This is a genomic window from Streptomyces sp. NPDC029164 (genome assembly GCF_055563995.1).
In genome coordinates this window covers 131,895-154,870 of the sequence record NZ_JBVHWW010000010.1, presented here as the reverse complement: position 1 = coordinate 154,870, position 22,976 = coordinate 131,895, and the positions used below count along the sequence as shown (strand labels likewise).

Below are 22,976 nucleotides of genomic sequence, written 5' to 3'. Positions count from 1 at the left end.
CGTACCCGCCCTACTCCGTGAACACCGGCGCGTAGTACCGCCGTTCCCACGGGTACGCGGGCAGGTCGAGGACCCGGCGCGGCAGGTCCGCGAACCCGGGCTCCGTGCCCGCCGCGATCTCCTCGGCCTCCGGCGGTGCCAGGCCCTCGGCGACCGCCGTCAGTACGGCCGCCGCCCGGTGCCGGTCCGCCGCCGTGACGCGGACGCGGGTGGCCAGCGCCGTACGGCCGTGCGTGACGGTGTACGCGAAGGCCGCGTACTCCTCGTCCTTGAGCTCGGCCAGCCGGCCCGCCAGCCGCGCCGCGTAGGCCCGCAGAGCCGCCGGGGTCCGCGCCGACACCTCGAAGCCGCCGACCGTGCCCCCGGAGCCCGGCCCGGGTCCGGCCGCGGCCGGCTCCCCGGCCACGCCGAGCACGACGTGCGCGTTGGTGCCGCTCATGCCGAAGGAGCTGACGCCCGCGTACGCCCCCGCGTCCGCCGGCCACGGCTCCAGTTCCGTGGGGATGCGCAAGCCCGTGCCCGAGAGGTCGATGCGCGGGTTGAGCGTGGTGAAGTGCGGTACCGGCGGGACCGCCCGGTGCCGCAGGCTCAGCACCGCCTTGATCAGGCCGAGCACGCCCGCGGCCGCCTCGGTGTGGCCCAGGTTGGCCTTGGCGGAGCCGAGCAGGAGGGGAGCCCCTGAGCTCGTCCGGCCCAGGGCCGCCGCCAGGGCCTCCACCTCGATCGGGTCGCCCAGCGAGGTGCCGGTCCCGTGGGCCTCCACGTGGCCGATGTCGGCCGGGCCGAGGCCGGCGTCCGCCAGCGCCCGCTCGACGAGCCGGGTCTGGGCGCGCACGTTGGGGGCGGTGAACCCGGAGGCGCGCCCGTCGTGGTTGACGGCCGAGCCGTGGATCACCGCGTGCACCCGGTCGCCGTCGCGCACGGCGTCCGCCAGCCGCTTGAGGACGACGATGCCGCACCCCTCCGAGCGGGTGAAACCGTTGGCCTGCGCGTCGAAGGGCCGGCACACCCCGTCGGGGGACAGGGCGCCCGTACGCGCGGCGAGGTCCGTCCCGTGGGGGGACAGCACCAGGTTCACCCCGCCGGCCACGGCGACGTCGCACTCGCCGGCGCGCAGCGCCTGCCGTGCCAGGTGGACCGCGACCAGCGAGGAGGAGCAGGCCGTGTCCACGGCCATGGCCGGACCGGTGAACCCCAGGGTGTGCGCGAGCCGGCCGGCCGAGAAGCAGTGCCCGTTGCCGGTGGCCCAGTACGAGTCGGGGCCCTCGCGCATCCACTCCCGGTAGTCCTGGCCGGTGATGCCCACGTACAGACCGGTCCCGGCGGCGGCCGCCCGGGCGGCCGGGATGGCGGCGTCGTCCAGGGCCTCCCACGCCACTTCGAGCAGCATCCGGTGCTGCGGGTCGAGGGAGCGGCCCTCGCGGGGCGCGACGCCGAAGAACGGGCCGTCGAACTCCAGGACCTCGTCGAGGAATCCGCCCCGGTGCGGTACGTCGTCCCAGGCGTCCCCGAACGGAGCGCGCCGGGACGGCGGGATCGGGCGCACCGCGTCCGCTCCCGAGGCCAGCGCCCGCCAGTAGCCGTCGAGGTCGTCGATCCCGCCGGGGGCCCGCAGGCCGATGCCGACGACGGCGATCGGCTGCGCGCCCCGCAGGGCCGCGAGCTCCTCGCGCAGGGCGCGGATCGTCTCCATGGCCCGGCTGACCGGAGTGGCCCGGGCCGCCGGGGCTGCCGGGGCCGCCGGGGCTGCCGGGGCCGCCGGGGCTGCCGGGGCCGTCCCCGCCGTCTCGGTGGTGTCGTGTCGTCCCACTGTCATGCCTCCTGTTCCGCGAGCCGCTCCACCAGGGCCCCGGCCAGCGGCCGCAGGGCGCCGTACGTCCACAGCAGCGTCGGCGAGAGCCGCAGCCCCAAGTCCGCCTCCAGCCGGTTGCGCAGCTCCAGGCTCATCAGCGAATCCAGCCCGAGGGACTTCAGCGGGGTCTCCCGGTCGATGGATTCCGCCGGCAGCCGCAGCACCCGGCCGGCGAGCCGGCGTACGCGCTCCTCTACCACCGAGAGCCGGTCCTCGGCGGCGCAACCGTCCAGCAGCTGCCGGAAGTCGCCGCCCGAGCCGGCCGCCGGGTCCCTGGTGGCGCGCAGCAGGCTCCAGCTGGGCCGGCCTGCCGCCGCCGGGTACGTCTCGAACCAGCGGCGCGGGTCCAGGGCGACGTACCCCACGACGCTCTCGCCGTCCCCGAGGAACGACTCCAGTGCCTGCCAGGCCTCGGCGGCCTCGAAGCCGTCCATGCCGCGGTCGGCGAGCCGGTCGCCGCGGCCGGCCGCGCGGGCCGCGAGGCCGATGCCGTCGAAGGTGCCCCACTGGACGCTGAGCGCGGGGCGCCCCGCGGCCCGTCGCGCCGCCGCCAGCGCGTCCATGTACGTGTTCGCCGCGGCGTAGGCGGACTGCCCGACATTGCCGACCAGCCCGGCCGCCGAGGAGAACAGCACGAAGAGGTCCAGCGGATCGTTCGCCGTCAGCCGGTCCAGCTCGGCCGCCCCGTCGGCCTTGGGCGCCAGCACCCGGGCCACCCCCGCCGCGTCGAGGTTGCGGACCACGGCGTCGGAGAGGACGCCCGCCGCGTGGAAGACCCCGCGCAGGGCCGGGAGTTCGGCCCGGATCCGGGCGAGGGCCAGGCCCAGGGACGTGGCGTCGGCGACGTCCGCGTGCAGCACCGACACCCGGGCGCCGGCCGTGCGGAGCGCCGCGACGCGCTCCGCGGCCTCCTCGGTCGGGGCCGAACGCCCCAGCAGGGCCAAGGCCGTCGCGCCCCGCGCCACCAGGTGCTCGGCGAGCGAGAGGCCGAGGTCGCCGAGACCGCCGGTGACGAGGTAGGTGCCGTCGGGGCGGAACCGGCCGTGCGGCAGCGGATCGGCCACCACGCGGTCCACGGTCTGCGGCCCGTACAGCACGAACTTGCCGATGTGGTCGCCGTGCGACATGGCGCGCAGCGCCTCCGTCGCGTCGTCGAAGGTGTAGTGGGTGACGGGCAGCGCCGTGAGCAGGCCCGCCTCCACCGCGTCCCAGACCGCGCGGAAGAGCCGGGCGAACCGCTCGGGGCGCCGCATCACGAGCCCTTCGAGGTCCACGGCCGCGAAGCTGACGCCCTTGCGGAACGGCGCGAGGCCCAGCGTGCGCTCCCCGTGGATGTCCTTCTTGCCGACCTCGACGAAGCGGCCGTCCTCGGCGAGCACCTCCAGTCCGCGCGCGATGGCGGCGCCGGTCAGCGAGTTGAGGACGACGTCCACGCCACGGCCCCCGGTGCGGGCGCGCACGGCGTCCGCCCAGGAGAGGTCGCGCGAGTCGAAGACGTGCTCGATGCCCAGTTCCCGCAGGTACGAGCGCTTGGCCGCACTGCCCGCCGTCGCGATGACCTCGGCGCCCAGCAGCCGGGCCACCTGCACCGCGGCCAGGCCCAGACCGCCGGCCGCGGAGTGGACCAGTACGGTCTCGCCCGGCTCCACCCGGGCCAGGTCGTGCAGCGCGTACCAGGCGGTGGCCAGGACGAGCGGCAGCGCGGCGGCGTCCTCCTGGGTCATCGCCGCGGGCACCGGCCGTGCGTGGTCGGCGCGTACGGTCACGTGGGAGACGATCGCGCCGAAGACGCAGGCCACCACCCGGTCGCCGACACGGAACCCGGCCGTGCCGGGCCCCACCGAGACGACCCGGCCGGAGCAGTCCCCGCCGAGCAGCTCCTTGCCGCCCGCCTCGTCGGGGTACGTGCCCACCGCCTTCATGACGTCGATGAAGTTGAGGGAGGCCGCGTCCACCTCGATCTCGATCTCGCCCGGTCCCGGCGTGCGGCGGGTCAGCGGCAGGTAGCGCAGCGACTCCCACAGGCCCGGCCGCGGGCCGGGGTGCAGCCGGAACGGCTGGCGGACCGTGAACGGCAGGGGAGCCCCGGCCCCGTCCGGCCGGTGGCCGCCGCGCTCCAGGCGGCCGGCCAGCCGGAGGCCGTCGGCGCGCTGGAGGACCTGGTCCTCCCGTTCGGCGTCGAGCAGTTCGCGTACGACGCCCGACGCCCACGGGCCGTCGCCCGCGGTGTCCACGAGCCGGACCGCGAGATCAGGGTGCTCGCCCTGCAGCACCCGGCCGAAGCCCCAGTACAGGGCCGCGCCGGGATCGGGCGTCTCGGTGGCCGAGGCCGCCTGCGCCCGCGTGGTCAGCACGGTCAGGCGGGGCGCCACCGGCCGGTCCGAGCAGGCGACCGCGAGCGCGCCGAGGGCCGTCAGGCCCGCCCGCTGCTCCGCCTCGCCCGCCGCCCGGTCCGGGGCGACGAAGACCACCTCGCCGCCGTCCACGGCCCGCAGCGCCCCGGCCCACACCGTGCCGTCGGCCGCCGCGGGCCGGTCCGGGGTCACGGCGGCGGCGCCCAGCGCGCCCGCCAGTTCCCGGGCCGCTTCCCCGGCCGACTCCGGGCCGCACACCAGCCAGGGGCCCTGCTCCCGGCCGGGCCCCGCGTACTCCCGCTGGTGGAAGCCGAAGCGGTGTACCCGCTCGGGGGACGGCGCGGCCCGCTCGCCCGAACGCAGGCGGCGCAGCTCCAGCCCGGTGACGCGGGCGACGGGCTGGCGGTCGGATCCGTACAGGGCCAGGTCGAAGAGCCCGTCGGCCCGCCGCAGGGCGTGCACCCACAGCTCGGTCAGGTCCGAGGGCCGTCCCGGCAGCAGCGCGAGCCGCTCGATGGCGACGGGCACCACGGTGTCCACGTGCCCGCACAGCGCCAGGGACAGCTGGAACGCGCCGTCCCACAGGGCGGGGTGCAGGACGAACCGGCGGGCGCCGGGCCGGCACTGCTCGGCGAGGACCACCCGGCCGAGCGCCTCCTCGCCGCGCACGCGCAGTTCGCGTACGCCCTGGAAGGCGGGGCCGTACTGGAGCCCGCGCTCGGTGCAGGCCCGGTAGAACGCGGCGCCGTCGACGGCCGCCTCCCGCAGCAGGGCGGCCGGGAACTCCGGTACGAAGGCCTGCTCGCCGCGGTAGGAGGCGTGCGCCGTCATGTGCCGGGTCCAGCCGTCGGCCCCGTCGGCCAGCGACAGCACCTCCAGGCCGGCGCCCTCGCCGGAGTCCTCCCGCCATACGCCGCCCAGGTGCAGCCCGCCGTCGGTGAGCGTCATGTCGCTCAGGAAGGACAGGCCGCGCAGCGACTGCGGGACGCCGCCGGTCCGGGCGGCCGCCGTGCCCAGGCACAGCTCGACGGTGGCCGCCGCGGGCACGACGACGGCGTCGTGCACCCGGTGGTCGGCGAGCCACGGGTGGGATCCGGTGCCGATCTCGGCGGTGCCGTGCCAGGTCCCGGCCTCGGTCGGCAGCGGGACCAGCGGGAAGGCGAAGGCGGCCGAACGGCCCGCACCGCGCTGCGCCGCACCGACCCAGTGGCGCTCGCGCTGCCACGGGTACGCGGGCACTCCCGCGTCGCGCGAGCGGGGGCGCGGGCCGTACGGGGTCAGACCCGCCACGTGGGCCTCCGCGAAGCTCTCCGCGAGGTCCTCCGGGGCGCCCCGGTCCCGGTGCAGGGTGCCCAGGACGGCCGGCGGCTCCTTGCGCAGCGCGCCGATCTGCTCCAGCGCCGGCACCAGGACCGGATGGGCGCTGACCTCCACGACGTGGGTGACGCCCTCGTCCAGGAGCGCGTCGACGGTTTCCGCGAACATGACCGGGCGGCACAGGTTCTCCACCCAGTACGCGCCGTCCATCTCCGGACCGTCCAGGACCGCGGTGCGCACCGTGGACATGAGCGGGATCCGCGCCGTGCCGGGCCGCACCGGGGCCAGCACCTCGTGCAGTTCGTCGGTGAGTTCGAGCATGAGCGGGCTGTGGGACGCGTAGTCCACGTTGACGATCCGGCAGTACGTGCCGTCCGCCTCCAGGAGCTCCTTCAGCAGCAGCACCGAGTCGCCGTCGCCGGAGAGCACGCAGGAGTGGGGGCCGTTGTGCACGGCGAGCGCCACGCAGTCCTCGAAGCCCTCCAGGGCCGCGACGGCCGAGTCCGCGTCGAGGTCCACGGCGAGCATGCGGCCGGTACCCGCGGCGGTGCGCAGCAGGACGGCGCTGCGCCGGGCCACGACGAGGGCGGCGTCCTCCAGGGAGAGGATCCCGGCGACGGTGGCGGCCGCGATCTCGCCCTGGCTGTGGCCGACGACGACGTCCGGCTCCACGCCCGCCGCGCGCCAGGCGGCGGCCAGGGCCACGGACACGGCCCACAGCACCGGCTGGACGATGTCGACGCGGCCCGTCCAGGCGTCGCCGTCCCGGCCGGTGAGCACATCGGTGAGGGACCACGCGGTGTGCGGGGCGAGCGCGGCGGCGCACTGGTCGATCACGTCCGCGAAGGCGGGGTCCTCGACGTACAGGCGGGCGCCCATGGCGGCCCACTGCGAGCCCTGGCCGGGGAAGACGAAGGCGGTACGGCCGCGCTCGCGGGCGCGGCCGGTGACGGTGCCGGACGAGGTGGCGTCCGGCTCGGCCGCGTACGCGTCGAGCGCGGCGCGCAGCCCGTCGCCGTCGGTGGCGATCAGCCCGGTCCGGAAGGGGAACTGGTCGCGCTGCCAGCCCAGCGTCGCGGCGATCTCCCGAGGATCGGCGCCGGGCCGGTCGAGGGCGGCGCGCACGTCGCGGGCGCGCTGCAGCAGCGCGGCCTGGCTGTGGGCGCTCAGCGGCAGCAGGAAGGGCGCGCCGGGGCGACGCCGCGCGGACCCGTCGGCGGCGTGGCCCGCGCCGGCGGAGGTGGTGTCGCCGGTGTCGGCCGGCGGGGCGGCGGTGATCACGGCGTGGGCGTTGGTGCCGCCCCAGCCGAAGGAGCTGACGCCCAGGTAGACCGGGCCGTCTTCGGGCAGCGGCAGCGGTTCCCGCACGACTTCCAGGCCCAGTTCGTCGAAGGGGATGTCAGGGTTCAGCTCCGCGGAGTGCAGGCTGGGCGGCACCACGCCGTTCTTCAGCGAGAGCACCGCCTTGAAGAGGCCGGCGAGCGCCGCCACGGGCTCCAGGTGCCCGATGTTCGTCTTGACCGACCCGATGCCCAGCGGCCGGCCGGCCCGCTCGGGGGCCCGGCCCAGCACCCGGCCGAGGGCCGTCGCCTCGACGGGGTCGCCCGCCCGGGTGCCGGTGCCGTGCGCCTCCACGTACGCGACCCGGTCGAGCGGGATGCCGGTGTCCTGGTAGACGCGGCGCAGCAGGTCCTCCTGCCCGGCCTGACTGGGGGTCACCAGGCTGGTCCCGCCGCCGTCGTTGTTCGCGGCGGTCCGCACGATCACGGCGTGCACCCGGTCCCCGTCCCGGCGGGCCCGCGCCAGCGGCTTGAGGTAGACGGCGGCGACGCCCTCGCCGCGGACGAACCCGTCGGCCCCGGCGCCGAAGGCGCTGCACCGGCCCTTCGGGGAGAGCCCGCCGAAGTGGGTGAGCCCGATCGTCACGTCCGGGGTCAGCATCAGGTTGGCCGCGCCGACCAGCGCGCCGTCCACGTCGCCGGAGCGGATGGCCTGGCAGGCCAGGTGCAGGGCGACCAGGGAGGAGGAGCAGCCGGTCTCCAGCGTCAGGCTGGGGCCGGTCAGGCCGAGGAAGTACGAGATGCGCGCGGACAGCATGTCGAGCGCGTTGCCGGAGATGGAGTGCTGGGTGGGGCGGGCGCCGCGGTCCTCGCGCAGCCGCTCGTAGTCCTGCCACAGACCGCCGAAGTAGACGCCGGTACGGGTGCCGGCGAGGCTCGCGGTGGGCACGCCGGCGTCCTCCAGCGCCAGCCAGCTGGTCTCCAGCATCAGCCGCTGCTGCGGGTCGAGCACCTCGGCCTCGCGCGGCGAGACCCCGAAGAAGGCGGCGTCGAACGCGTCGATGTTCTCCAGGAAACCGCCGTGGCCCTGGATCTCCTTCTCCGGGTCCAGTGGCTCATCGGTGTTCCAGCGGGACGCCGGGATCGGGCGGATCGCGTCGCCGCGGTCCATCAGCAGGTCCCAGAACCGGTCCGTGTCGGGAGCGTCGGGGAACCGCCCCGCCATCCCCACGATGGCGATCGGCTCAGCCGGGTCGTGATGCACTTCCTACCTCCGTACGGCAGGGGTCCCGGAGGTCCGGTTCTCCCTGATGGGTTCGTGGGTTCGTCTCCGCGGGCCGGGGGGCCGGGCGGGCCGGGCGGGACCGGGGGCCCTACCGCAGGACCAGGGCCGCGGCCTGGCCGTCGTCGTCGGTGGTCAGGACCAGGGCGGGTCCGCCCGCCGGCTCGCGCGGGGCGCTCGACGTCGCGAGGACGGGCAGGTCCGGATCCGGGCCGGCCAGGCCCGCCGTGGGCGGGGTGCGCCCCTCGGCCAGCGCCCGCGCGGTCAGCGCCACTTGCAGCAGGGTCCCGGCGCCCGCACAGTCCCCGAGGGCGCCGAAGGGGCTGTACACGGCGGCCCCGGAGCCGACGGCCCCGTGCACGGCGAAGGCCTCCGCGCGGTCGGTGTCCCGGGCACCGGCGGCGGAGCAACAGACGAGGGACAGCTCCCCGGCGCGCACACCGGCATCGGCCAGGGCCGCGGCGATCGCGGGAGCGGCGGCGCTCCCGCCGTCCACTCCGCCCCGCAGGACGCTCAGGCCCGCGATCTCCGCGTGCACCCGGGCGCCCCGCGCCCGGGCCCGCGCGGTGTCCTCGACGACGAGCACCACGGCCGCCTCGCCGGGCGGAGCGCCGGCGCGGTCCGCGGCGAACGGCCGGGGGGCCCGCGCCGGCCCGCGGGCGAGCCGCAGCGGATCCAGGACGTCCACGGCCGCCACGAGCACGGCCTGCGCCTGCCCCGTACGGATGTGGTCGGCGGCGACGGCCAGGGCATGGGCCCCCGAGCAGCGCCCGGCGGTGACCGTGAGGATGCTGCCCTGCGCACCGGAGGCCATGGACAGGTCCGAGGCCGCGGCGTTCAGGCTGCCCTGCGGGCCGGCGTACGGGCTGACCAGCTCCGGGCCGAGGGTCAGGCCGTCGCGCATCACCGTCAGGTACCCCGACAGGCCGGCGGCGGCGGTGCCCAGCACGACGGCGGTCTCCTCCGGGTGGGGCGTCGTCGCCGCCTCGAACCCGGCGTCCTGCCAGGCGAGCATGCCGACCCGGGAGACCAGCAGGGACTCCCGGCTCAGCGCCCGCAGCCGCTTGCGGCCGAAGGCCGGTACGTCGGGCAGGTCGTCGGCGAGCGCGCCGGACAGGGCCCGCACCGGACCCGGGTACAGGCCGTCGGTGGCGGCCGTCTCGGTGAAACCGGTCCGGCCGGCCAGCAGCGCCTCCCAGGTCGCGTCGAGACTGCCGCCGAGCGGACTGGCCAGGGCGATGCCGGTGACGGCTGCCGTGGGGCCGTGCGGGCTCATCGTGCGCTCCCTGCGGTGCTCGTGGCCGTGCTCGTGGCCGTGCGCGTGGTGCTGTCCATGCGGGTGAAGACGGTGCACGCCGTGTTGCCCCCGAAGCCGAAGGCGTTGTTGACGGCCACGCGCACCGGGGTCTCGCGCGCCGCCCCGCGCACGACGTCCACGTCGCACTCCGGGTCGAGGTCGACCAGGTTGGCCGTCGGCGGGATCACGCCGTCGCGCAGCGCCAGTACGCACGCCACCGCCTCGATGGCGCTCGCCGCGCCCTGGGTGTGCCCGAGCGCCCCCTTCAGCGAGGTCACGGCGGGCGTCCGCGCGCCGAAGACCGCCCGCAGGGCCTGCGCCTCGATCCGGTCGTTGGAGGGCGTGCCGGTGCCGTGCGCGCTGACGTGGTCGACGCGGTCGGGGGAGATACCGGCCCGCTCCAGCGCCCGCAGCATCGAACGGCGGGCGCCGCTGCCCTCGGGGTGCGGGGCCGTCATGTGGTGGGCGTCGGACGCCGAGGCCCAGCCCGCCAGTTCGGCGTGGATGTGCGCGCCGCGGCGGCGCGCGTGCTCGTACGACTCCAGGACCAGGGCGGCGGCCCCCTCGGAGACCACGAGCCCGGCGCGGGCCCGGTCGAAGGGCCGCAGGAAGTCGGGGGCGAGCGACCGCAGGCTGGCGAACATCATCATGATGCCGCTGGACAGCTCGTCGACGCCGCCGGCGATCATCACGTCGGCGCGGCCCGCCCGGATGGTGTCCGCGGCGTGGGCCAGCGCACTGTTGCCCGAGGCGCAGGCCGTGGCGACCGCCAGGCCCGGTCCGAGGAACCCGCGGTCGCGGGCGACCGCGGCCGCGAGGTCCGGCGCCGGCCGCTGCGCGCCGTGCGGCGCCGCGCCGGGCTCGGCACCGCGGTGGAAGGCGGTGACGGCCGGCTCCAGCCCGGCCCGGCTGCCGAGGAGCGTGCCCAGGCAGACACCGGCCCGGTACGGGTCCCCGGTCCACCGCGGGATCCCGGCGTCGGCCGCCGCGGCCGAAGCGGCGGCCGTGGCGAGCCGCAGGCTGCGGTCACCGCCGGCGCGCGGTGCGTCGAAGCCGGCGACCTCGCCGGCGAGCTTCGCCGGGAAGTCCGCCGCGTCGGGGCGGCGCAGCGGCCCCGTGCCGACCACTCCGCGGACCGCCGCGTCCCAGAACCCCTCCACGGTCGTGCCGATCGGTGTGAGCACGCCGAGCCCGGTCACGACGACCCGTACGGGCTCCGTCCGCGCCGTCGCCGTCGCCGCCGTCGTTGACCTTGCCGCCGTCGCTGCCATCAACGCACCCCCCTCAGTTGCTGATGCCGCCATCGACCCGGATCACTTGCCCCGTGATGTAGGCGGCCCGCTCGGACGAGAGGAACGCGACGGTGTCGGCCACTTCCCGTGCGGTGCCGATCCGGCCGAGCGGGATCTTGGCGAGGACGCCCGCGCGTGCCTTCGCCGTCATTCCCTCCGTCATGTCCGTGGCGATCAGGCCGGGCGCCACGACGTTGGCGCGGATGCCGAACCGGGCCACTTCCTTGGACAGCGACTTGGTGAAGCCGATGATCCCGGCCTTGGCGGCCGCGTAGTTGGCCTGCGTGGCGCTGCCGCGCACCCCGGCCACCGACGACAGGGTGACGATGCTGCCCCGGCCCTGCTTCATGAGGGCGAAGACCGCCGCGCGGCACACGTGGTAGGTGCCGTTCAGGTTGGTGTCGACGACGCTGTTCCAGGCGTCCGCGCCCATCGTGACCAGCGGGCCGTCGTGGACGATGCCCGCACTGGTGACGAGTGCGTCGATCTCCCCGAGCCGTTCCCGCGTCCGGTCCAGGAAGCCGCGTACGGCCTCCGCGTCCGTCACGTCCACGGACGCGTCGAAGACCCGGACCCCGTGCTCCGCGGCGAGGCGCTCCACGGCGTCGGCGTCCGCGGGCCGGGAGCGGTAGCAGTAGGCGACGTCGTAGCCGTCGGTGAGGAACCGCTCCACGACGGCCCGGCCGATCCCGCGCGATCCGCCGGTGACCACGGCGACCTTGCGGCCGTCCTGCGGCATCACGCGGTCCCGAGCTTCTCGGCCAGCAGTTCGTGCACGATCTCGAGGGAGCGCATCAGCTGGAGGTTCGACTCCTCCATCTTCACGCCGTACTTGCGCTCCAGGGTCACGAGGATCTCCAGCGCGAGCAGGGAGTCGACGTCCAGGTCCTCCCTGAAGTCGGCGGTGTCGGTGACCTCGGAGGCGTCGACGTCCAGGATGTCCGCGATGGTGGAGCGGAGTTCCTCGATGTCCAGGGCGGTGCTGGTCTGCTCGGGCATGATCGTTCTCTCCTGGGGTGGAGTGGGGTGGGGTGTGCGGTGCGGGACGGTGGTCAGACGAGGCCTTCGCCGCCGTCGACGTCGATGACGTTGCCGGTGATCCACGACGAGTCGGTGGCCGAGAGCATGACGACGGCCTCGGCGACGTCCTCGGGGACGGTGAGCCGCCCGTGCGGGTTCGACTCCGTGGCGTACCGCGCCAGTCCGTCGCTGCCGGGGATGCGCAGCAGCGCCGGGGTGAGGGTCAGACCGGCGCGCAGGGCGTTCACCGAGACGCCGGAGGGCGCCAGTTCGACGGCCAGCTGGCGCACGTGCGAGGCCAGGGCGGACTTGGCGGCCGACACCGCGCCGTAGCTGGGCATCACCCGGCCGTCGCCGCGGCTGGTGAGCGCGAACACCTTGGCGCCGCGCGGCAGCAGACCGGCCACGTACAGGTCGCGCACCCAGTAGACGAGGCTGTGGCCCATGACGTCGACGGTCATGTCCATCTGCCGGGGGGTGATGACGTCCTCCTGGCCCTCCTGCGGGAGGAAGGGCAGCAGGCTGCCGAAGGCGAGGGAGTGCAGCAGCACCCGTACGCCCTCGGGCCCGGCCAGCTCGGCGAGCAGCGGCACCAGCTCGGCGCGGGTCTGCTTGCTCGCGGCGTTGCAGTTGTGGAAGGACACCTGCACGCCCGTGGCGCGCAGCTCCTCCACCAGCTCGTCGACTTCCTCCTGCTGGGCCGCCGTGCCGAAGTGGACGCCGAAGACGTTCGCGCCCTCCTTGGCCATGGCCAGTGCGGTGGCCCGGCCCATGCCGCTGGAGGCGCCCAGGATCAGGCACCAGGAGCCCTTGAGGGAAGTCAGCATGTGTACCTCTCAGTTGGTGGGTTCGGGGGTGTGAGCCGCGGCGAGCGCCACGTTGCCCGCGCGGGAGGCGACGACGACCAGCCGGGTGCCGCCGCCCGCCGGGAGGGGGCGGTCGGCCAGCCGGACCACCGGGGCGAGCGACCCGGCCCGCGCCCCGGACCGCCGCGCGGACACCGGTGCGCGGCCGGCGCACCAGGCGCGCAGCGCGCGGGCGACCGCGTCCCCGACGGGCGAGGGATCGGCCAGCAGCTCGACCTCGTACGGGGCCGGGCCGCTCGTGCAGAGAACGTCCAGCGCCTCCCGTACGGAGTCCTCCGCCAGGCCGCGGCCGCCGGCCCCGGACAGCGCCGGCGGCGGGAGGAAGCGCAGTACGGTCCGCAGCACCGCGCCGCCGGCCGGTACGGGCCCGCCCGCCGGACGCAGCACGAGCAGCGCGGCGCCGGCCTCGGGCTCGGCGTCGCCGGGGCGGGGATCGGGAGCCTCGGCCGCCCCGGCCAGCACCACGGCGCCGCGGCCCGCGGCCAGTTCGCGGGCGGCCAGGTGCAGGGCCTCGACGCCGGCCACCCGCGGTGAGGTCACCGTCAGGTTGAAGCCCTTGAGCACGTGCTCGGTCGACAGGCGGGCGGCGACGAGGTTGACCGAGAAGTACGGCACGCTCATCGGGCTCAGGGCGCCGGCCCCCTCGCGGCGGACCGTCTCCTCGATGCCGGCGTGCAGGGCCGCCACCGCGCTGTTGGTGCCGACGACGGCGCCGCGGAGCTCCGGGGCGTGCCGGCCGGACTCCTGACCGGACGCCTCCAGGGCCGTCCGGGCGGCCGCGAGCAGGTACTGGCAGGCGGGCGGCAGGTACTTGTGGCCCCGGCCCAGCCGGGCGCGGTGGTCGAACCAGGGAGCGTCCGGGGGAGTGCCGTCCGGCGGGACGACCAGCGCCGCGCCGTGGACCACGGACTCGGCCACCACGGCCCGCGGCGTGGCCGTCCCGGCTTCTGTCCGCGTCATCGTGCCCCGCCCCCGAAGACCATCGAGAAGTTGCTGCCGCCGAACGCGTACGCGTTGACCAGGACGTCCGGGCGCTCCAGCGGGGTCGGACCGTCCTGCGGCAGCAGGACCGGGCACTCGGGGTCCGGGCTCGCCAGGGGGACGTTGGCCGGGATCTCGCCGTGCCGGGCGATGAGCGCGGCGGTGACGGCGGCGAAGGCCGCCGCGGCGCCGGCGGTGTGCCCGATGAACGCCTTCAGGCTGAACAGCGGTGTGGCCGGGGCGCGCTCGCCGAGCACCTCGCGCAGGACCCGGTACTCGATCACGTCGTTCTGCAGGGTGCCGGTGCCGTGCGGGATGACGCACCCGATGTCGCCGGGCGCCCGACCCGCCTCGTCGAGGGCCGCGCGGGCCACCCGTACCAGCTGTTCGCCGCCGGGGTCGGGGGCGGTGGGGTGGTGGGCGTCGCAGCTCCACGCGGTCCCCAGCACCCTGCCGTACGCGGGGCGGCCGGCCGCGGCCCGCGCCGACTGGAGGACGAGCACGGCGGCGCCCTCGCCGAAGACGGTGCCCCGGCGTTCGGCGTCGAAGGGACGGCAGGTCTCGGGGTCGGCCGCGCCGAGCCGGCTGAAGCTCGCCAGGGGCACCCAGGCGATGCCTTCCGCGCCTCCCAGCAGCACGGTGTCCGCCTCGCCGCGGCGGATCAGGTCCACGGCGACGGAGAGCGCGTACCCGCTCGCCGCGCAGGCGTTGCTCACGCTGATGTTCGGGCCGAAGGTCCCGAGTCCCGCGCCCACCGCGGCGGCGACGGAGAACACCGGCTCCCAGGCGCCGGCGGGCGCGCCACCGCGGGTGCCTCCGCCTCCGCCTTCGCCGTCGCCCGTGTGCTCGCCCTCGCGCCCGCCGCCCTCGCCGCCGGCCGTGCCGAGGACCACGGCCGCCCCGGCGATCTCGCGCGGTTCCAGGCCCGCGTCCGCGATCGCCTCGCGGGCGGCGCTCAGCGCGAACCGCGTGGCGCGGCCCGGCGCCGCGTGCGCGGAGTCCGTCGCCGGGGCGCCGTCGGGCACCTGGTAGGCGAGGACGTCCGGCACGCGCTCGGTCAGGCCGGGTACGGCGGTGGGGCGCCCGGCGGCGGCCTTCAGCCCCGTCCAGAACGCGTCCGCGCTGGCGCCGAGGCAGCTGACCGCGCCGATGCCGGTCACGAGGACATCGGGGGTGGCAGAGGGGTCCAAGGGGTCAACCCGCCTTCGTGGGAGCCGCGGACGGCGCCGCGAGGTGGTCGGCGAGCAGCCGGTGCACCGCGTCGGCGAACGGCCCCGGCCGCTCGGTCATCGGGAAGTGCCCGCAGCCCCGCAGCACTTCCAGCCGCCCCTGCGGCAGGGCGTCCGCCAGCAGGGCGGCGTCCCCCGGTGCGGCGAAGCGGTCGTCCTCCCCGGCCACGACGAGCACCGGCAGGTCCAGGTCCCGGACGTCGACGAACGGGCTGCGCAGATAGCTCTCCCAGAAGCGCAGCCAGCCGTACGGACCCACGCGGTCGCGCACGAGGACGGCCATGTCCCGGAGCGTCTCGGGGGACGGTGCGCGGACGGACGCGATCCGCAGTGCCTCCTCGAACACCTCCTGGAAGATGCCGAGGTAGTGGCCGGCGGTGTCCCAGTGGAAGTCGGCCGGGTCCCTGCGGTGGAAGGGCGATACGAGGACGAGGGCGCGGGGCCGCTCGGCCCGCGGGGTGCCCGCGAGGTACTCCAGGGCGAGGACGGCGGAGAAGGAATGCGCGACGACGACGTCGGCCCCGCCCGACACCTGGCCGAGCGCGGCGCCGATCCACTCGGCGGGATCCCCGCGGTGGCTCCACGCGGACGCGCCGGCCGTGCCCCAGGGCAGCTCGGCGTTCCACAACTCGATCGCGGGTGAGGCGAGTTCGCGGAAGGACCGCCAGGTGGTCCCGCTCGCCGCCAGCCCGTGCAGGGTGAGCACGCGCACCGGGGCGGCGCCGCGGGCGGGCCGCTCCAGCCGGACCGCAAGACGACTCCCGCTCATCCGCACCCCGTTCCTGGACCGCCTCGGCCGGCTCTTCGAAGAAATGGCGCCGATCCGGAAATTGCGAGTTTCGATCGACGCGGCCGGTGTTCTCTTCCCACGCGATGTGCGGGATTGTCCCGAGCCGACGGCGAGCGTACCCGGGCATGGCTAAAACGAGACTAAACAGTTCTGCGCGTAAGGCGGTTAAAGGAGGTGACAAGGGAATTAAGGCGGGCTTTAGGGGGCATTTTAGGGAGCGTGTTTAGGCTAATGCGGAAGCCGAATCAAGGAGAGAGCGATGCTCGACAAGGTCATGGACCGGCTGCACGATCCGGCGGTCTACGCCCTGCCCGCCATGGCGTTGCTGATCGTGATCGAGTTGCTGGCGATGAAGTTCGGCGACGACCACGACGAGCGCCCCGGCTACGACCTCCGGGACCACCGGGCGAGCATCCTCACGGGCTTCGGCGCGCTGTTCTCGTCCACCGCGCTGCGGACCGTGGCCCTGGCGCTGTACCTGCTGGTCTACGAGTACATAGCGCCCTGGCACCTGTCGTCCACGTCGTGGACCACGTGGGTGTTCCTCTTCTTCGGCGTGGAGTTCCTCCTCTACTGGTACCACCGAGCCGCGCACGGCATCCGGCTCATCTGGGCCGGCCACCAGGTCCACCACTCCAGCCAGTACTTCAACCTGTCGACCGCCCTGCGCCGCAAGTGGGCCCAGTGGTTCGAGAAGATGATCTGGCTTCCGCTGCCGCTCCTGGGCGTGCACCCCGCGCTGGTCTTCACCATGCACTCGGTGCACCTGGTCTACGGGCTGTTCGCGCACACCGAGAAGATCGGCAAGCTGCCGCGCTTCATCGAGTACGTCTTCGTGACGCCCTCGCACCACCGCGTCCACCACGGCAACGACCCGGAGTACCTGGACAAGAACTTCGGCAGCATCCTGATCTTCTGGGACCGCATCTTCGGCACCTTCCAGCCCGAGGTGCAGCGCCCCACGTACGGCCTCACCAAGCAGATCGAGACCTTCTCCATCTGGAAGATCCAGGTGCACGAGTTCGGCAACATGTTCCGCGACGTGCGCGGGGCGAGCACGCTGCGCCACAAGCTCGGCTACGTCTTCGGCCCGCCCGGCTGGAAGCCCGCCGAGGACGGAGCCGGCCGCCGCGACGCGGGCACCCGCGACGGCGCCGGCGAGGCCTCCGGCCGGGCGGCCGCGGGACAGCCGGGTGAACTCCTCACATGAGCAAGGCGACCGGACCCACCGCGGCCGCCGAGGGGCAGGACCAGTCGGCCCCGCCGCGCCGCGGGGTGCGGGGCCACCCCTGGCTCACGCTGCTGACCCTCTCCGTCGGGGCCATGATGGTCTCGCTCGACGGAACGATCGTCACCGTCGCCCAGCCGGCCATGCAGGACGACCTCGGCGCGAGCCTGACCGGCATCCAGTGGGTGACGAACGGCTACCTCCTCGCGGTCGCCGCCCTGCTGATCGCCGCGGGCCGGCTCGGGGACCGCTACGGCCACCGCACCGTCTTCCTCATCGGCGCCGCGGGCTTCACGGCCACCTCCGTGGCCATCGGCGCCTCCGACAGCCTCGGCTGGGTCATCGGCCTGCGCGTCCTGCAAGGGGTGTTCGGCGCGCTGATGCAGCCGGCCACCCTCGGCCTGCTGCGCACCGCCTTCCCCGCCGACCGCCTCAACATGCCGATCGCCGTGCGCAGCTCGGTGATCGCCGCGTCCACCGCGGCCGGGCCGGTCGTCGGCGGTCTGCTGGTCGAACACGCCTCGTGGGGCTGGGTGTTCTTCCTCAACGTCCCGCTCGGAGCGGTGGCCCTGGTCCTCGGCGTCCTCGTCCTGCGCGACACCCGCGGCGAGGCCGCGCCCGGCCGGCTGGACCTGCTGGGCATGGCCGTACTGGGCGGTGCGCTGTGCCTGCTGGTCGGCGGCCTGGCCACGGTCGCCGACCAGGGCCGGCCCGATGCCCGGACCCTGGCCCTGCTGGCCGCGGCGCTGCTGCTCGGCGGCTTCTTCGCGTGGTGGGAGCGGCGTACCGGCGATCCTCTGGTGCCGCCGCGCCTCTTCCTGTCGAGGCGGTTCACCGTCGGCGTGCTGACGCTGCTCTCCATGGCCTTCGTCATGGTCGGCGCCCCGTTCGTCCTGATCTTCTACTTGCAGAACGTGCTCGGGCTGTCCCCGGCCGACTCGGGCATCCGCGTACTGGGCCTGACCCTGCTGATGATCGTGGGCGCACCGCCCGCGGCCATGTGGATCAGCCGGTCCGGGCCCCGGACCCCGGTGGTCCTCGGACTGTCCGTCACGGCCGTGGCCATGTGCGCCCTGTCCCTCCTCGACGCGCAGTCGGGGACCCTTCGGATGACGCTGTGCTTCTTCCTGCTCGGGCTGGGCTTCAGCCCGGTCATGGTCGGCGCCACCAAGCTCGTCATCAGCAGCGCCCCGGTGGAACTGTCCGGTGTGGCCGGCGGCATGCAGCAGACGGCCATGCAGGTCGGCGGCAGCCTGGGCATCGCCGTCGTGGGCGCCGTCGTCGCGGCGCACAGCGCCTCCGCGCTGCCCGGCCGGCTCGCCGCGGAATCCGTCGCCGTCGCGCCCGGCGCCATGGACGGGGTGGTCCGCAAGGCGGCCGTCGGCCTGGCCCCGGATCCCGGGTCGGTGGACGCGGCCCAGGAGGTCCTGACCCGGATCGCCCAGTCGGTGTTCCTGGAGGGCATGCAGCAGGCCCTGCTGGCCACCGCGGCGGTGGCCGCGCTGGGCGCCGTCGCCGCCCTCTTCGCGGGGCGCGGGCGCGCGGGCGGAGGGCACGGCGCGTGATCGAGCGGATCCTGCCCGCCGGCGTGGCCAGTTCGGCGGAGTACGCCGACGTCGCCACCGCCGACTCGCTCTACCCGGAGGAGCTGGCGGCGGTGGCCGGGGCCTCCGAGCGGCGCCGGCGGGCCTTCGCCACCGGACGGCACTGCGCGCACCGCGCGCTGGACCGCCTCGGCGTGCCCGCCGGGCCGCTGCCCGTGGGCGGATCGGGGGAGCCGCTGTGGCCGCAGGGGGTGGCCGGGGCCATCACCCACTGCGAGGGCTACCGGGCGGCGGCCGCCGCCCGGTCCTCGGAGCTGGCGGGACTCGGCATCGACGCCGAACCGCACGTCCCGCTGCCCCTGGGGGTCCTGGAGGCGGTGGCGCTCCCGCACGAGCGCGGCCGGCTGCGGGCCCTGTCGCGGTCCCGGCCGGGGCTGCACTGGGACACGGTCCTCTTCAGCGCCAAGGAATCGGTCTACAAGGCGTGGTTCCCGCTCACCGGGCGCTGGCTCGACTTCACCGAGGCCGAGCTCCGCTTCCGCCCCGCACCGGGCCCCGCCGCCACCGGCGGCGAGTTCCACGCCCGTCTGCTGGTCGAGGGCCCGGTCGTGGGCGGCCGCACCGTACGGCACTTCACCGGGCGCTGGCTGGTGGCCGACGGCCTGGTGATCACGGCCGCCACCGTCTGACCGCCCCCCACACGCACGAACGCGGACTACAGGAGAAAGCATGACCACCGGTACGACAGAGGCACGCGGGGAGCACAGCACCTCCGGAGCCCGGCAGCTAAGGGAACTGTTCGCCCGCCCCGGCACCGTACGCATCGTCGGCGCGCACAACCCGCTCGGTGCGCGCCTCGCCGAGCGGGCCGGCTTCGACGGGGTCTGGTCCAGCGGCCTGGAGGTCTCGGCCTCCCAGGGCGTGCCCGACACCGACATCCTCACCATGAGCGAACTCCTCGCCACGGCCTCCTCCCTGGCGGCGGCGGTCGAGGTCCCCGTCGTGGCCGACTGCGACGCCGGCTACGGGAACGCCCACAACGTCATGAACATGATCCGCCGGTACGAGGCGGCCGGCATCGCCGGCGTCTCCATCGAGGACAAGCGCTTCCCGAAGGTCAACAGCTTCATCCCGGGCCGTCAGGAACTGGCGCCCATCGCCGAGTTCTGCGGGAAGCTGCGCGCCGCCAAGGCCGCCCAGAGCACCCCGGACCTCATGGTCATCGCCCGGATCGAGGCCCTCATCGCGGGCTGGGGCATGGACGAGGCCCTGCGCCGAGGCGAGGCGTACGCCGCGGCCGGCGCCGACGCGGTGCTGATCCACGCCAAGGGCAGCTCCCCCGAGCCGGTGCTGCGCTTCCTGGAGCGCTGGACCCTGCCGACCCCGGTCGTCGTGGTCCCCACCACCTACCACACCATCACGGCCACCGAACTGTCCGAAGCCGGCGCCAAGATGGTGATCTACGCCAACCACGGCCTGCGCGCGGGCATCGCCGCCGTCACCGAGACCTTCGCCTCGATCCTGCGCGACGACCGCACGACCGGCATCGAGGACCGGATCGCCCCGCTGGCCACCGTGTTCGACCTCCAGGGCATGCCGCTCCAGAAGCAGCACGAGGCCGCGTACATCACCCCGTACGCGAGCCGGGCGCGCGCCGTCATCGTCCCCGGCCCGCCCACCGCACCCGGCGCCGGCCTGCTGGCCGAGCAGAGCACCGCGCTGCGCCGGGCCGACATCGAATCGGTGTCGGCCACGGCGGGCGCCCACGGTCACGCGCAGGAGGCCCCGCAGGACGTCGTGGTCCTGCCCGCGCAGGCGGACGCCGCCGGCGCCGTGCTGGCACTGGACGACACCTATCTCGCCGGCACCGTGCTGGTCTCCGACGACGTGTTCGTGGAGGGCGAGCCGCTGCGCCGGCTCGTCGCCGCCGGCGCCGACCTCGCCGTCCTCGTCGACGTGTCCGCCGGGCCCGGCACGCCGCGCCGCACCGACGCCCTCCCGCTGGCCCTCGACTCCGAGGCCCGCGACGGCCGGCGCATCGGCGGCGCCGCGGGCAGCGCGGTCCTCGCCGCCACCGGCCCCACCGCGGACGGCGAGTTCGCCGGCGCCGCGGCCTGCTCCGCCGAGGGCCTCACCGCGCTGCGCCAAGTCGCCGAGAAGCGCCGCGCCAACGGCTCCGAGGCCACCCTGGCCGACCTGCTCACCGACCTGCTCGCCGCCGGGCACCGCGTCCGGGCCGTGGAGATCGGCTCCGGCTGGCTGGAACTGCGCACCCCGCAGGACGTCAGCCGCGCCACCGAGCTGTTCGCCACCCGGGAGACCGGCCGGTGAGCACGCGGACCACGCGGCCCACGACGGCCGCGCCCGGCGTCCTGGAGCCGCGCACCCTGGTCGAACTGCTCCAGCGGCACGGCCACGGCCCCTTCACCGGCGTGCCCTGCTCCTTCCTCGGCCCCGTCATCTCCTGCCTGGAGGCCGAACACCCGAAGGAGTACGTCATCGCGGCCAACGAGGGCGAAGCCGTCGCCCTGGCCGCGGGCGCCGTCCTCGCCGGGCGCCGGCCGGTGGTCATCCTCCAGAACTCCGGGCTGGGCAACACCGTCAACCCGCTGACCTCCCTCTGCCACACCCTGCGCCTGCCGGTGCTGCTCCTCGTCACCTGGCGCGGCCGCCCCGGCCTCCCCGACGAGCCGCAGCACGAGCTGATGGGCCGGATCACCCCCGACCTGCTGACGTCCATGGACATCCGCAACGAAGTGCTCCCGGACGACCCCGCGCTCCTCGCGCGGCGGCTCGACGCCGCCGCCGAGCACATGGCCGCCACCGGACTGCCGTTCGCCTTCATCGTGCCCAAGGGCGCCATCGCCCCGTACGAGGCCCCCGGCCGGACCGCGACCGCGACCGCGGCCCCGGCCGGCCCGCCGCTGATGAAGCGGGCCGAGGCGATCGGCCACATCGTCTCCGCCATGGACCCGCGCACCCTGCTCGTCGCCACCACCGGCAAGACCGCGCGGGAGCTGGAACGCGACCGGGACCGCCCCGAGAACCTGTACGTCGTCGGCTCCATGGGCTGCGCCTCCAGCGTGGCCCTCGGCGTGGCGATGCACGCCCCGGACCGCCGGGTCGCCGTCCTCGACGGCGACGGCGCCGCACTCATGCGGCTGGAGGCGATGGCGACCATCGGCCGGCAGCCGGACACGGACCTGTGCCACCTCCTGCTGGACAACGAGTCCTACGAGTCCACCGGCGGCCAGCCCACCGCCTCCGCCGGGGTCGACTTCGCGGCGATCGCCACGGCCTGCGGCTACCGGGCCGCCCACGACGTCGCCGACGCGGACGCCCTGCGCGCCGCGGTGCTGCGCGCGCAGCGGGACGGGGGAGCCCAGCTGATCCGCGTGCGCATCGCCCCGGGCTCGGACCCGAACCTCGGCCGCCCGGCCCTCGCCCCGCCCGCCTCGGCAGCCCGATTCAAGGAAGCGATCGCCCGATGAACGACAGCACGCCGGCCCGCCCGGAGCGGCTGGTCCTCATGAACCCCGGCCCGGTCATCACGGACGACCGGGTGCGCACGGCGCTCGCCGGCCCCGACATGTGCCACCGCGAGCCGGAGTTCTCCGACCTGCTCACCCGCGTACGGCACAAGACCACCCTGGCCGCCGGCGGAGACGAGCGGCACACCTCCGTCGTCCTCACCGGCTCGGGCACCGCCGCCGTCGAGGCCGCCGTCAGCTCCGCCGTACCCCACGACGGCGCCCTGCTCGTCATCGACAACGGGCACTACGGCGAGCGGTTCCGGCACATCGCCGACGCCCACGGCATCCGCAGCCGGCGGCTCGAACTGGGCTGGGCCACACCCGTGGACCTCGACGCCGTGGACCGGGCCCTGGCCGCCGACCCGGGCCTGACCCACGTCGGCGTGGTCCACCACGAGACCAGCAGCGGAATGCTCAACGACGTGGCCGGCGTGACCCGGATCGCGCACGCGCACGGCCGCGAGGTCGTCGTCGACGCCGTCAGCAGCATCGGCGCCGAACGCGTCTCGCTGGCCGCCGACGGCATCGACTGGCTGGCGGGCTCCGCCAACAAGTGCCTGGAGGGCGCCCCCGGCCTCGGCTTCGTCAGCGCGGCCAGGACCGCCTTCGAAGGGCTGGCCGGCGCCCCGCGCCGCAGCTACTACCTCGACCTGCACCGGCACCACACCGCCCAGGAGAAGGCCCAGGCCCCGGCGTTCACCCCCGGGATCCCCGCCTTCTACGCCTTCGACACCGCCCTCGACCTGGCCCTGGCCGAGGGCTGGGAGGCCCGCCACGCCCGCTACTCGGCCCTCGCCGGGCAGCTGCGCGACGGCCTGGAGGCGCTCGGCCTGGAGATCCTGCTCCCGCCGGAACAGCGGGCCGCCTCCCTCACGGCCGTCCGCATCCCGGCCGGCACCGGCTACGCCGCCCTGCACCGGGGCCTGCGCGCCGAGGGGTTCGTGATCTACAGCGCCCAGGAACAGCTGGCAGCGGACTTCTTCCGGCTCTCGACCATGGGCCGGATGACCGGGCAGGACATCGAGCGCTTCCTCGCGGCGCTCGCCCGCACCCTCCCGGACCGGGACTGACCCGCCCTCCCGGACCGGGACTGACCCGCACCCCGCCACAC

At 75.5% G+C, this 22,976-nt stretch carries 16 protein-coding genes; 6 read left to right on the top strand and 10 right to left on the bottom strand.

Features of this window, described 5'->3' with window-relative positions:
• Positions 1 to 10: 10 nt before the first annotated feature.
• The 10 genes from ACZ4VT_RS12385 to ACZ4VT_RS12340 all read right to left on the bottom strand — a co-directional run bounded on the left by ACZ4VT_RS12385 (position 11) and on the right by ACZ4VT_RS12340 (position 15,539).
• Entirely contained in the window at positions 11 to 1,816 is a 1,806-nt protein-coding gene (locus ACZ4VT_RS12385; RefSeq protein WP_467948889.1) for a beta-ketoacyl [acyl carrier protein] synthase domain-containing protein, read from the bottom strand.
• Positions 1,813 to 8,067 (bottom strand): type I polyketide synthase, encoded by a 6,255-nt coding sequence (locus tag ACZ4VT_RS12380; RefSeq protein ID WP_467948887.1) that lies wholly within the window; start codon positions 8,065 to 8,067, stop codon positions 1,813 to 1,815. Before ACZ4VT_RS12380 ends, ACZ4VT_RS12385 begins: the two co-directional genes overlap by 4 nt.
• Before the next feature lie 109 nt (positions 8,068 to 8,176).
• The gene (locus ACZ4VT_RS12375) at positions 8,177 to 9,361 is read right to left on the bottom strand and encodes a beta-ketoacyl synthase N-terminal-like domain-containing protein (protein WP_467948885.1); all 1,185 of its coding nucleotides are present in this window, start codon (positions 9,359 to 9,361) and stop codon (positions 8,177 to 8,179) included.
• On the bottom strand, positions 9,358 to 10,653 hold the full coding sequence (locus ACZ4VT_RS12370) for a beta-ketoacyl-[acyl-carrier-protein] synthase family protein (RefSeq protein WP_467948883.1): 1,296 nt from the start codon (positions 10,651 to 10,653) through the stop codon (positions 9,358 to 9,360). Before ACZ4VT_RS12370 ends, ACZ4VT_RS12375 begins: the two co-directional genes overlap by 4 nt.
• Positions 10,654 to 10,666: 13 nt before the next feature.
• Positions 10,667 to 11,413 carry a 3-oxoacyl-ACP reductase FabG gene (gene fabG / locus ACZ4VT_RS12365; protein WP_467948958.1) on the bottom strand — a complete coding sequence of 249 codons (747 nt, stop codon included), beginning with the start codon at positions 11,411 to 11,413 and terminating at the stop codon, positions 10,667 to 10,669.
• Entirely contained in the window at positions 11,413 to 11,673 is a 261-nt protein-coding gene (locus ACZ4VT_RS12360) for an acyl carrier protein (RefSeq protein WP_467948881.1), read from the bottom strand. The genes fabG and ACZ4VT_RS12360 overlap by 1 nt, the downstream gene beginning before the upstream one ends.
• Before the next feature lie 53 nt (positions 11,674 to 11,726).
• Positions 11,727 to 12,521, bottom strand: a complete 795-nt coding sequence (locus ACZ4VT_RS12355) for an SDR family oxidoreductase (RefSeq protein WP_467948879.1) — start codon at positions 12,519 to 12,521, stop codon at positions 11,727 to 11,729.
• A 9-nt stretch (positions 12,522 to 12,530) separates the two neighbouring features.
• Positions 12,531 to 13,520, bottom strand: coding sequence for a beta-ketoacyl synthase N-terminal-like domain-containing protein (locus ACZ4VT_RS12350; protein WP_467948878.1), 990 nt, complete (start codon positions 13,518 to 13,520; stop codon positions 12,531 to 12,533).
• Positions 13,517 to 14,731, bottom strand: a complete 1,215-nt coding sequence (locus tag ACZ4VT_RS12345) for a beta-ketoacyl-[acyl-carrier-protein] synthase family protein (protein ID WP_467948876.1) — start codon at positions 14,729 to 14,731, stop codon at positions 13,517 to 13,519. The genes ACZ4VT_RS12350 and ACZ4VT_RS12345 overlap by 4 nt, the downstream gene beginning before the upstream one ends.
• Positions 14,732 to 14,735: 4 nt before the next feature.
• The gene (locus ACZ4VT_RS12340) at positions 14,736 to 15,539 is read right to left on the bottom strand and encodes an alpha/beta fold hydrolase (protein WP_467948874.1); all 804 of its coding nucleotides are present in this window, start codon (positions 15,537 to 15,539) and stop codon (positions 14,736 to 14,738) included.
• 280 nt (positions 15,540 to 15,819) lie between these two features.
• Between ACZ4VT_RS12340 and ACZ4VT_RS12335 the strand changes: the two genes are divergently transcribed.
• Genes ACZ4VT_RS12335 through ACZ4VT_RS12310 form a run of 6 tightly spaced genes read left to right on the top strand, consistent with a single transcriptional unit; the run spans position 15,820 to position 22,935 of the window.
• Entirely contained in the window at positions 15,820 to 16,770 is a 951-nt protein-coding gene (locus ACZ4VT_RS12335; RefSeq protein WP_467948872.1) for a sterol desaturase family protein, read from the top strand.
• Entirely contained in the window at positions 16,767 to 18,353 is a 1,587-nt protein-coding gene (locus ACZ4VT_RS12330) for an MFS transporter (protein WP_467948870.1), read from the top strand. Before ACZ4VT_RS12335 ends, ACZ4VT_RS12330 begins: the two co-directional genes overlap by 4 nt.
• Positions 18,350 to 19,021: a 4'-phosphopantetheinyl transferase family protein gene (locus ACZ4VT_RS12325; RefSeq protein WP_467948868.1), complete on the top strand. Its 672-nt coding sequence runs from the start codon at positions 18,350 to 18,352 to the stop codon at positions 19,019 to 19,021. The genes ACZ4VT_RS12330 and ACZ4VT_RS12325 overlap by 4 nt, the downstream gene beginning before the upstream one ends.
• A gap of 40 nt (positions 19,022 to 19,061) precedes the next feature.
• Positions 19,062 to 20,663, top strand: a complete 1,602-nt coding sequence (locus ACZ4VT_RS12320; RefSeq protein ID WP_467948866.1) for an isocitrate lyase/phosphoenolpyruvate mutase family protein — start codon at positions 19,062 to 19,064, stop codon at positions 20,661 to 20,663.
• Entirely contained in the window at positions 20,660 to 21,823 is a 1,164-nt protein-coding gene (gene aepY, locus ACZ4VT_RS12315; RefSeq protein WP_467948864.1) for a phosphonopyruvate decarboxylase, read from the top strand. The genes ACZ4VT_RS12320 and aepY overlap by 4 nt, the downstream gene beginning before the upstream one ends.
• Positions 21,820 to 22,935, top strand: coding sequence for a 2-aminoethylphosphonate aminotransferase (locus ACZ4VT_RS12310; protein WP_467948862.1), 1,116 nt, complete (start codon positions 21,820 to 21,822; stop codon positions 22,933 to 22,935). Before aepY ends, ACZ4VT_RS12310 begins: the two co-directional genes overlap by 4 nt.
• Positions 22,936 to 22,976 lie beyond the last annotated feature (41 nt).

Coding starts and splice junctions, on each gene's coding strand:
- ACZ4VT_RS12385 (WP_467948889.1), bottom strand. CDS start 1,816: ATGACAGTGGGACGACACGACACCACCGAGACGGCGGGGACGGCCCCG.
- ACZ4VT_RS12375 (WP_467948885.1), bottom strand. CDS start 9,361: ATGAGCCCGCACGGCCCCACGGCAGCCGTCACCGGCATCGCCCTGGCC.
- ACZ4VT_RS12370 (WP_467948883.1), bottom strand. CDS start 10,653: ATGGCAGCGACGGCGGCAAGGTCAACGACGGCGGCGACGGCGACGGCG.
- fabG (WP_467948958.1), bottom strand. CDS start 11,413: ATGCCGCAGGACGGCCGCAAGGTCGCCGTGGTCACCGGCGGATCGCGC.
- ACZ4VT_RS12360 (WP_467948881.1), bottom strand. CDS start 11,673: ATGCCCGAGCAGACCAGCACCGCCCTGGACATCGAGGAACTCCGCTCC.
- ACZ4VT_RS12355 (WP_467948879.1), bottom strand. CDS start 12,521: ATGCTGACTTCCCTCAAGGGCTCCTGGTGCCTGATCCTGGGCGCCTCC.
- ACZ4VT_RS12350 (WP_467948878.1), bottom strand. CDS start 13,520: ATGACGCGGACAGAAGCCGGGACGGCCACGCCGCGGGCCGTGGTGGCC.
- ACZ4VT_RS12340 (WP_467948874.1), bottom strand. CDS start 15,539: ATGAGCGGGAGTCGTCTTGCGGTCCGGCTGGAGCGGCCCGCCCGCGGC.
- ACZ4VT_RS12335 (WP_467948872.1), top strand. CDS start 15,820: ATGCTCGACAAGGTCATGGACCGGCTGCACGATCCGGCGGTCTACGCC.
- ACZ4VT_RS12330 (WP_467948870.1), top strand. CDS start 16,767: ATGAGCAAGGCGACCGGACCCACCGCGGCCGCCGAGGGGCAGGACCAG.
- ACZ4VT_RS12320 (WP_467948866.1), top strand. CDS start 19,062: ATGACCACCGGTACGACAGAGGCACGCGGGGAGCACAGCACCTCCGGA.
- ACZ4VT_RS12310 (WP_467948862.1), top strand. CDS start 21,820: ATGAACGACAGCACGCCGGCCCGCCCGGAGCGGCTGGTCCTCATGAAC.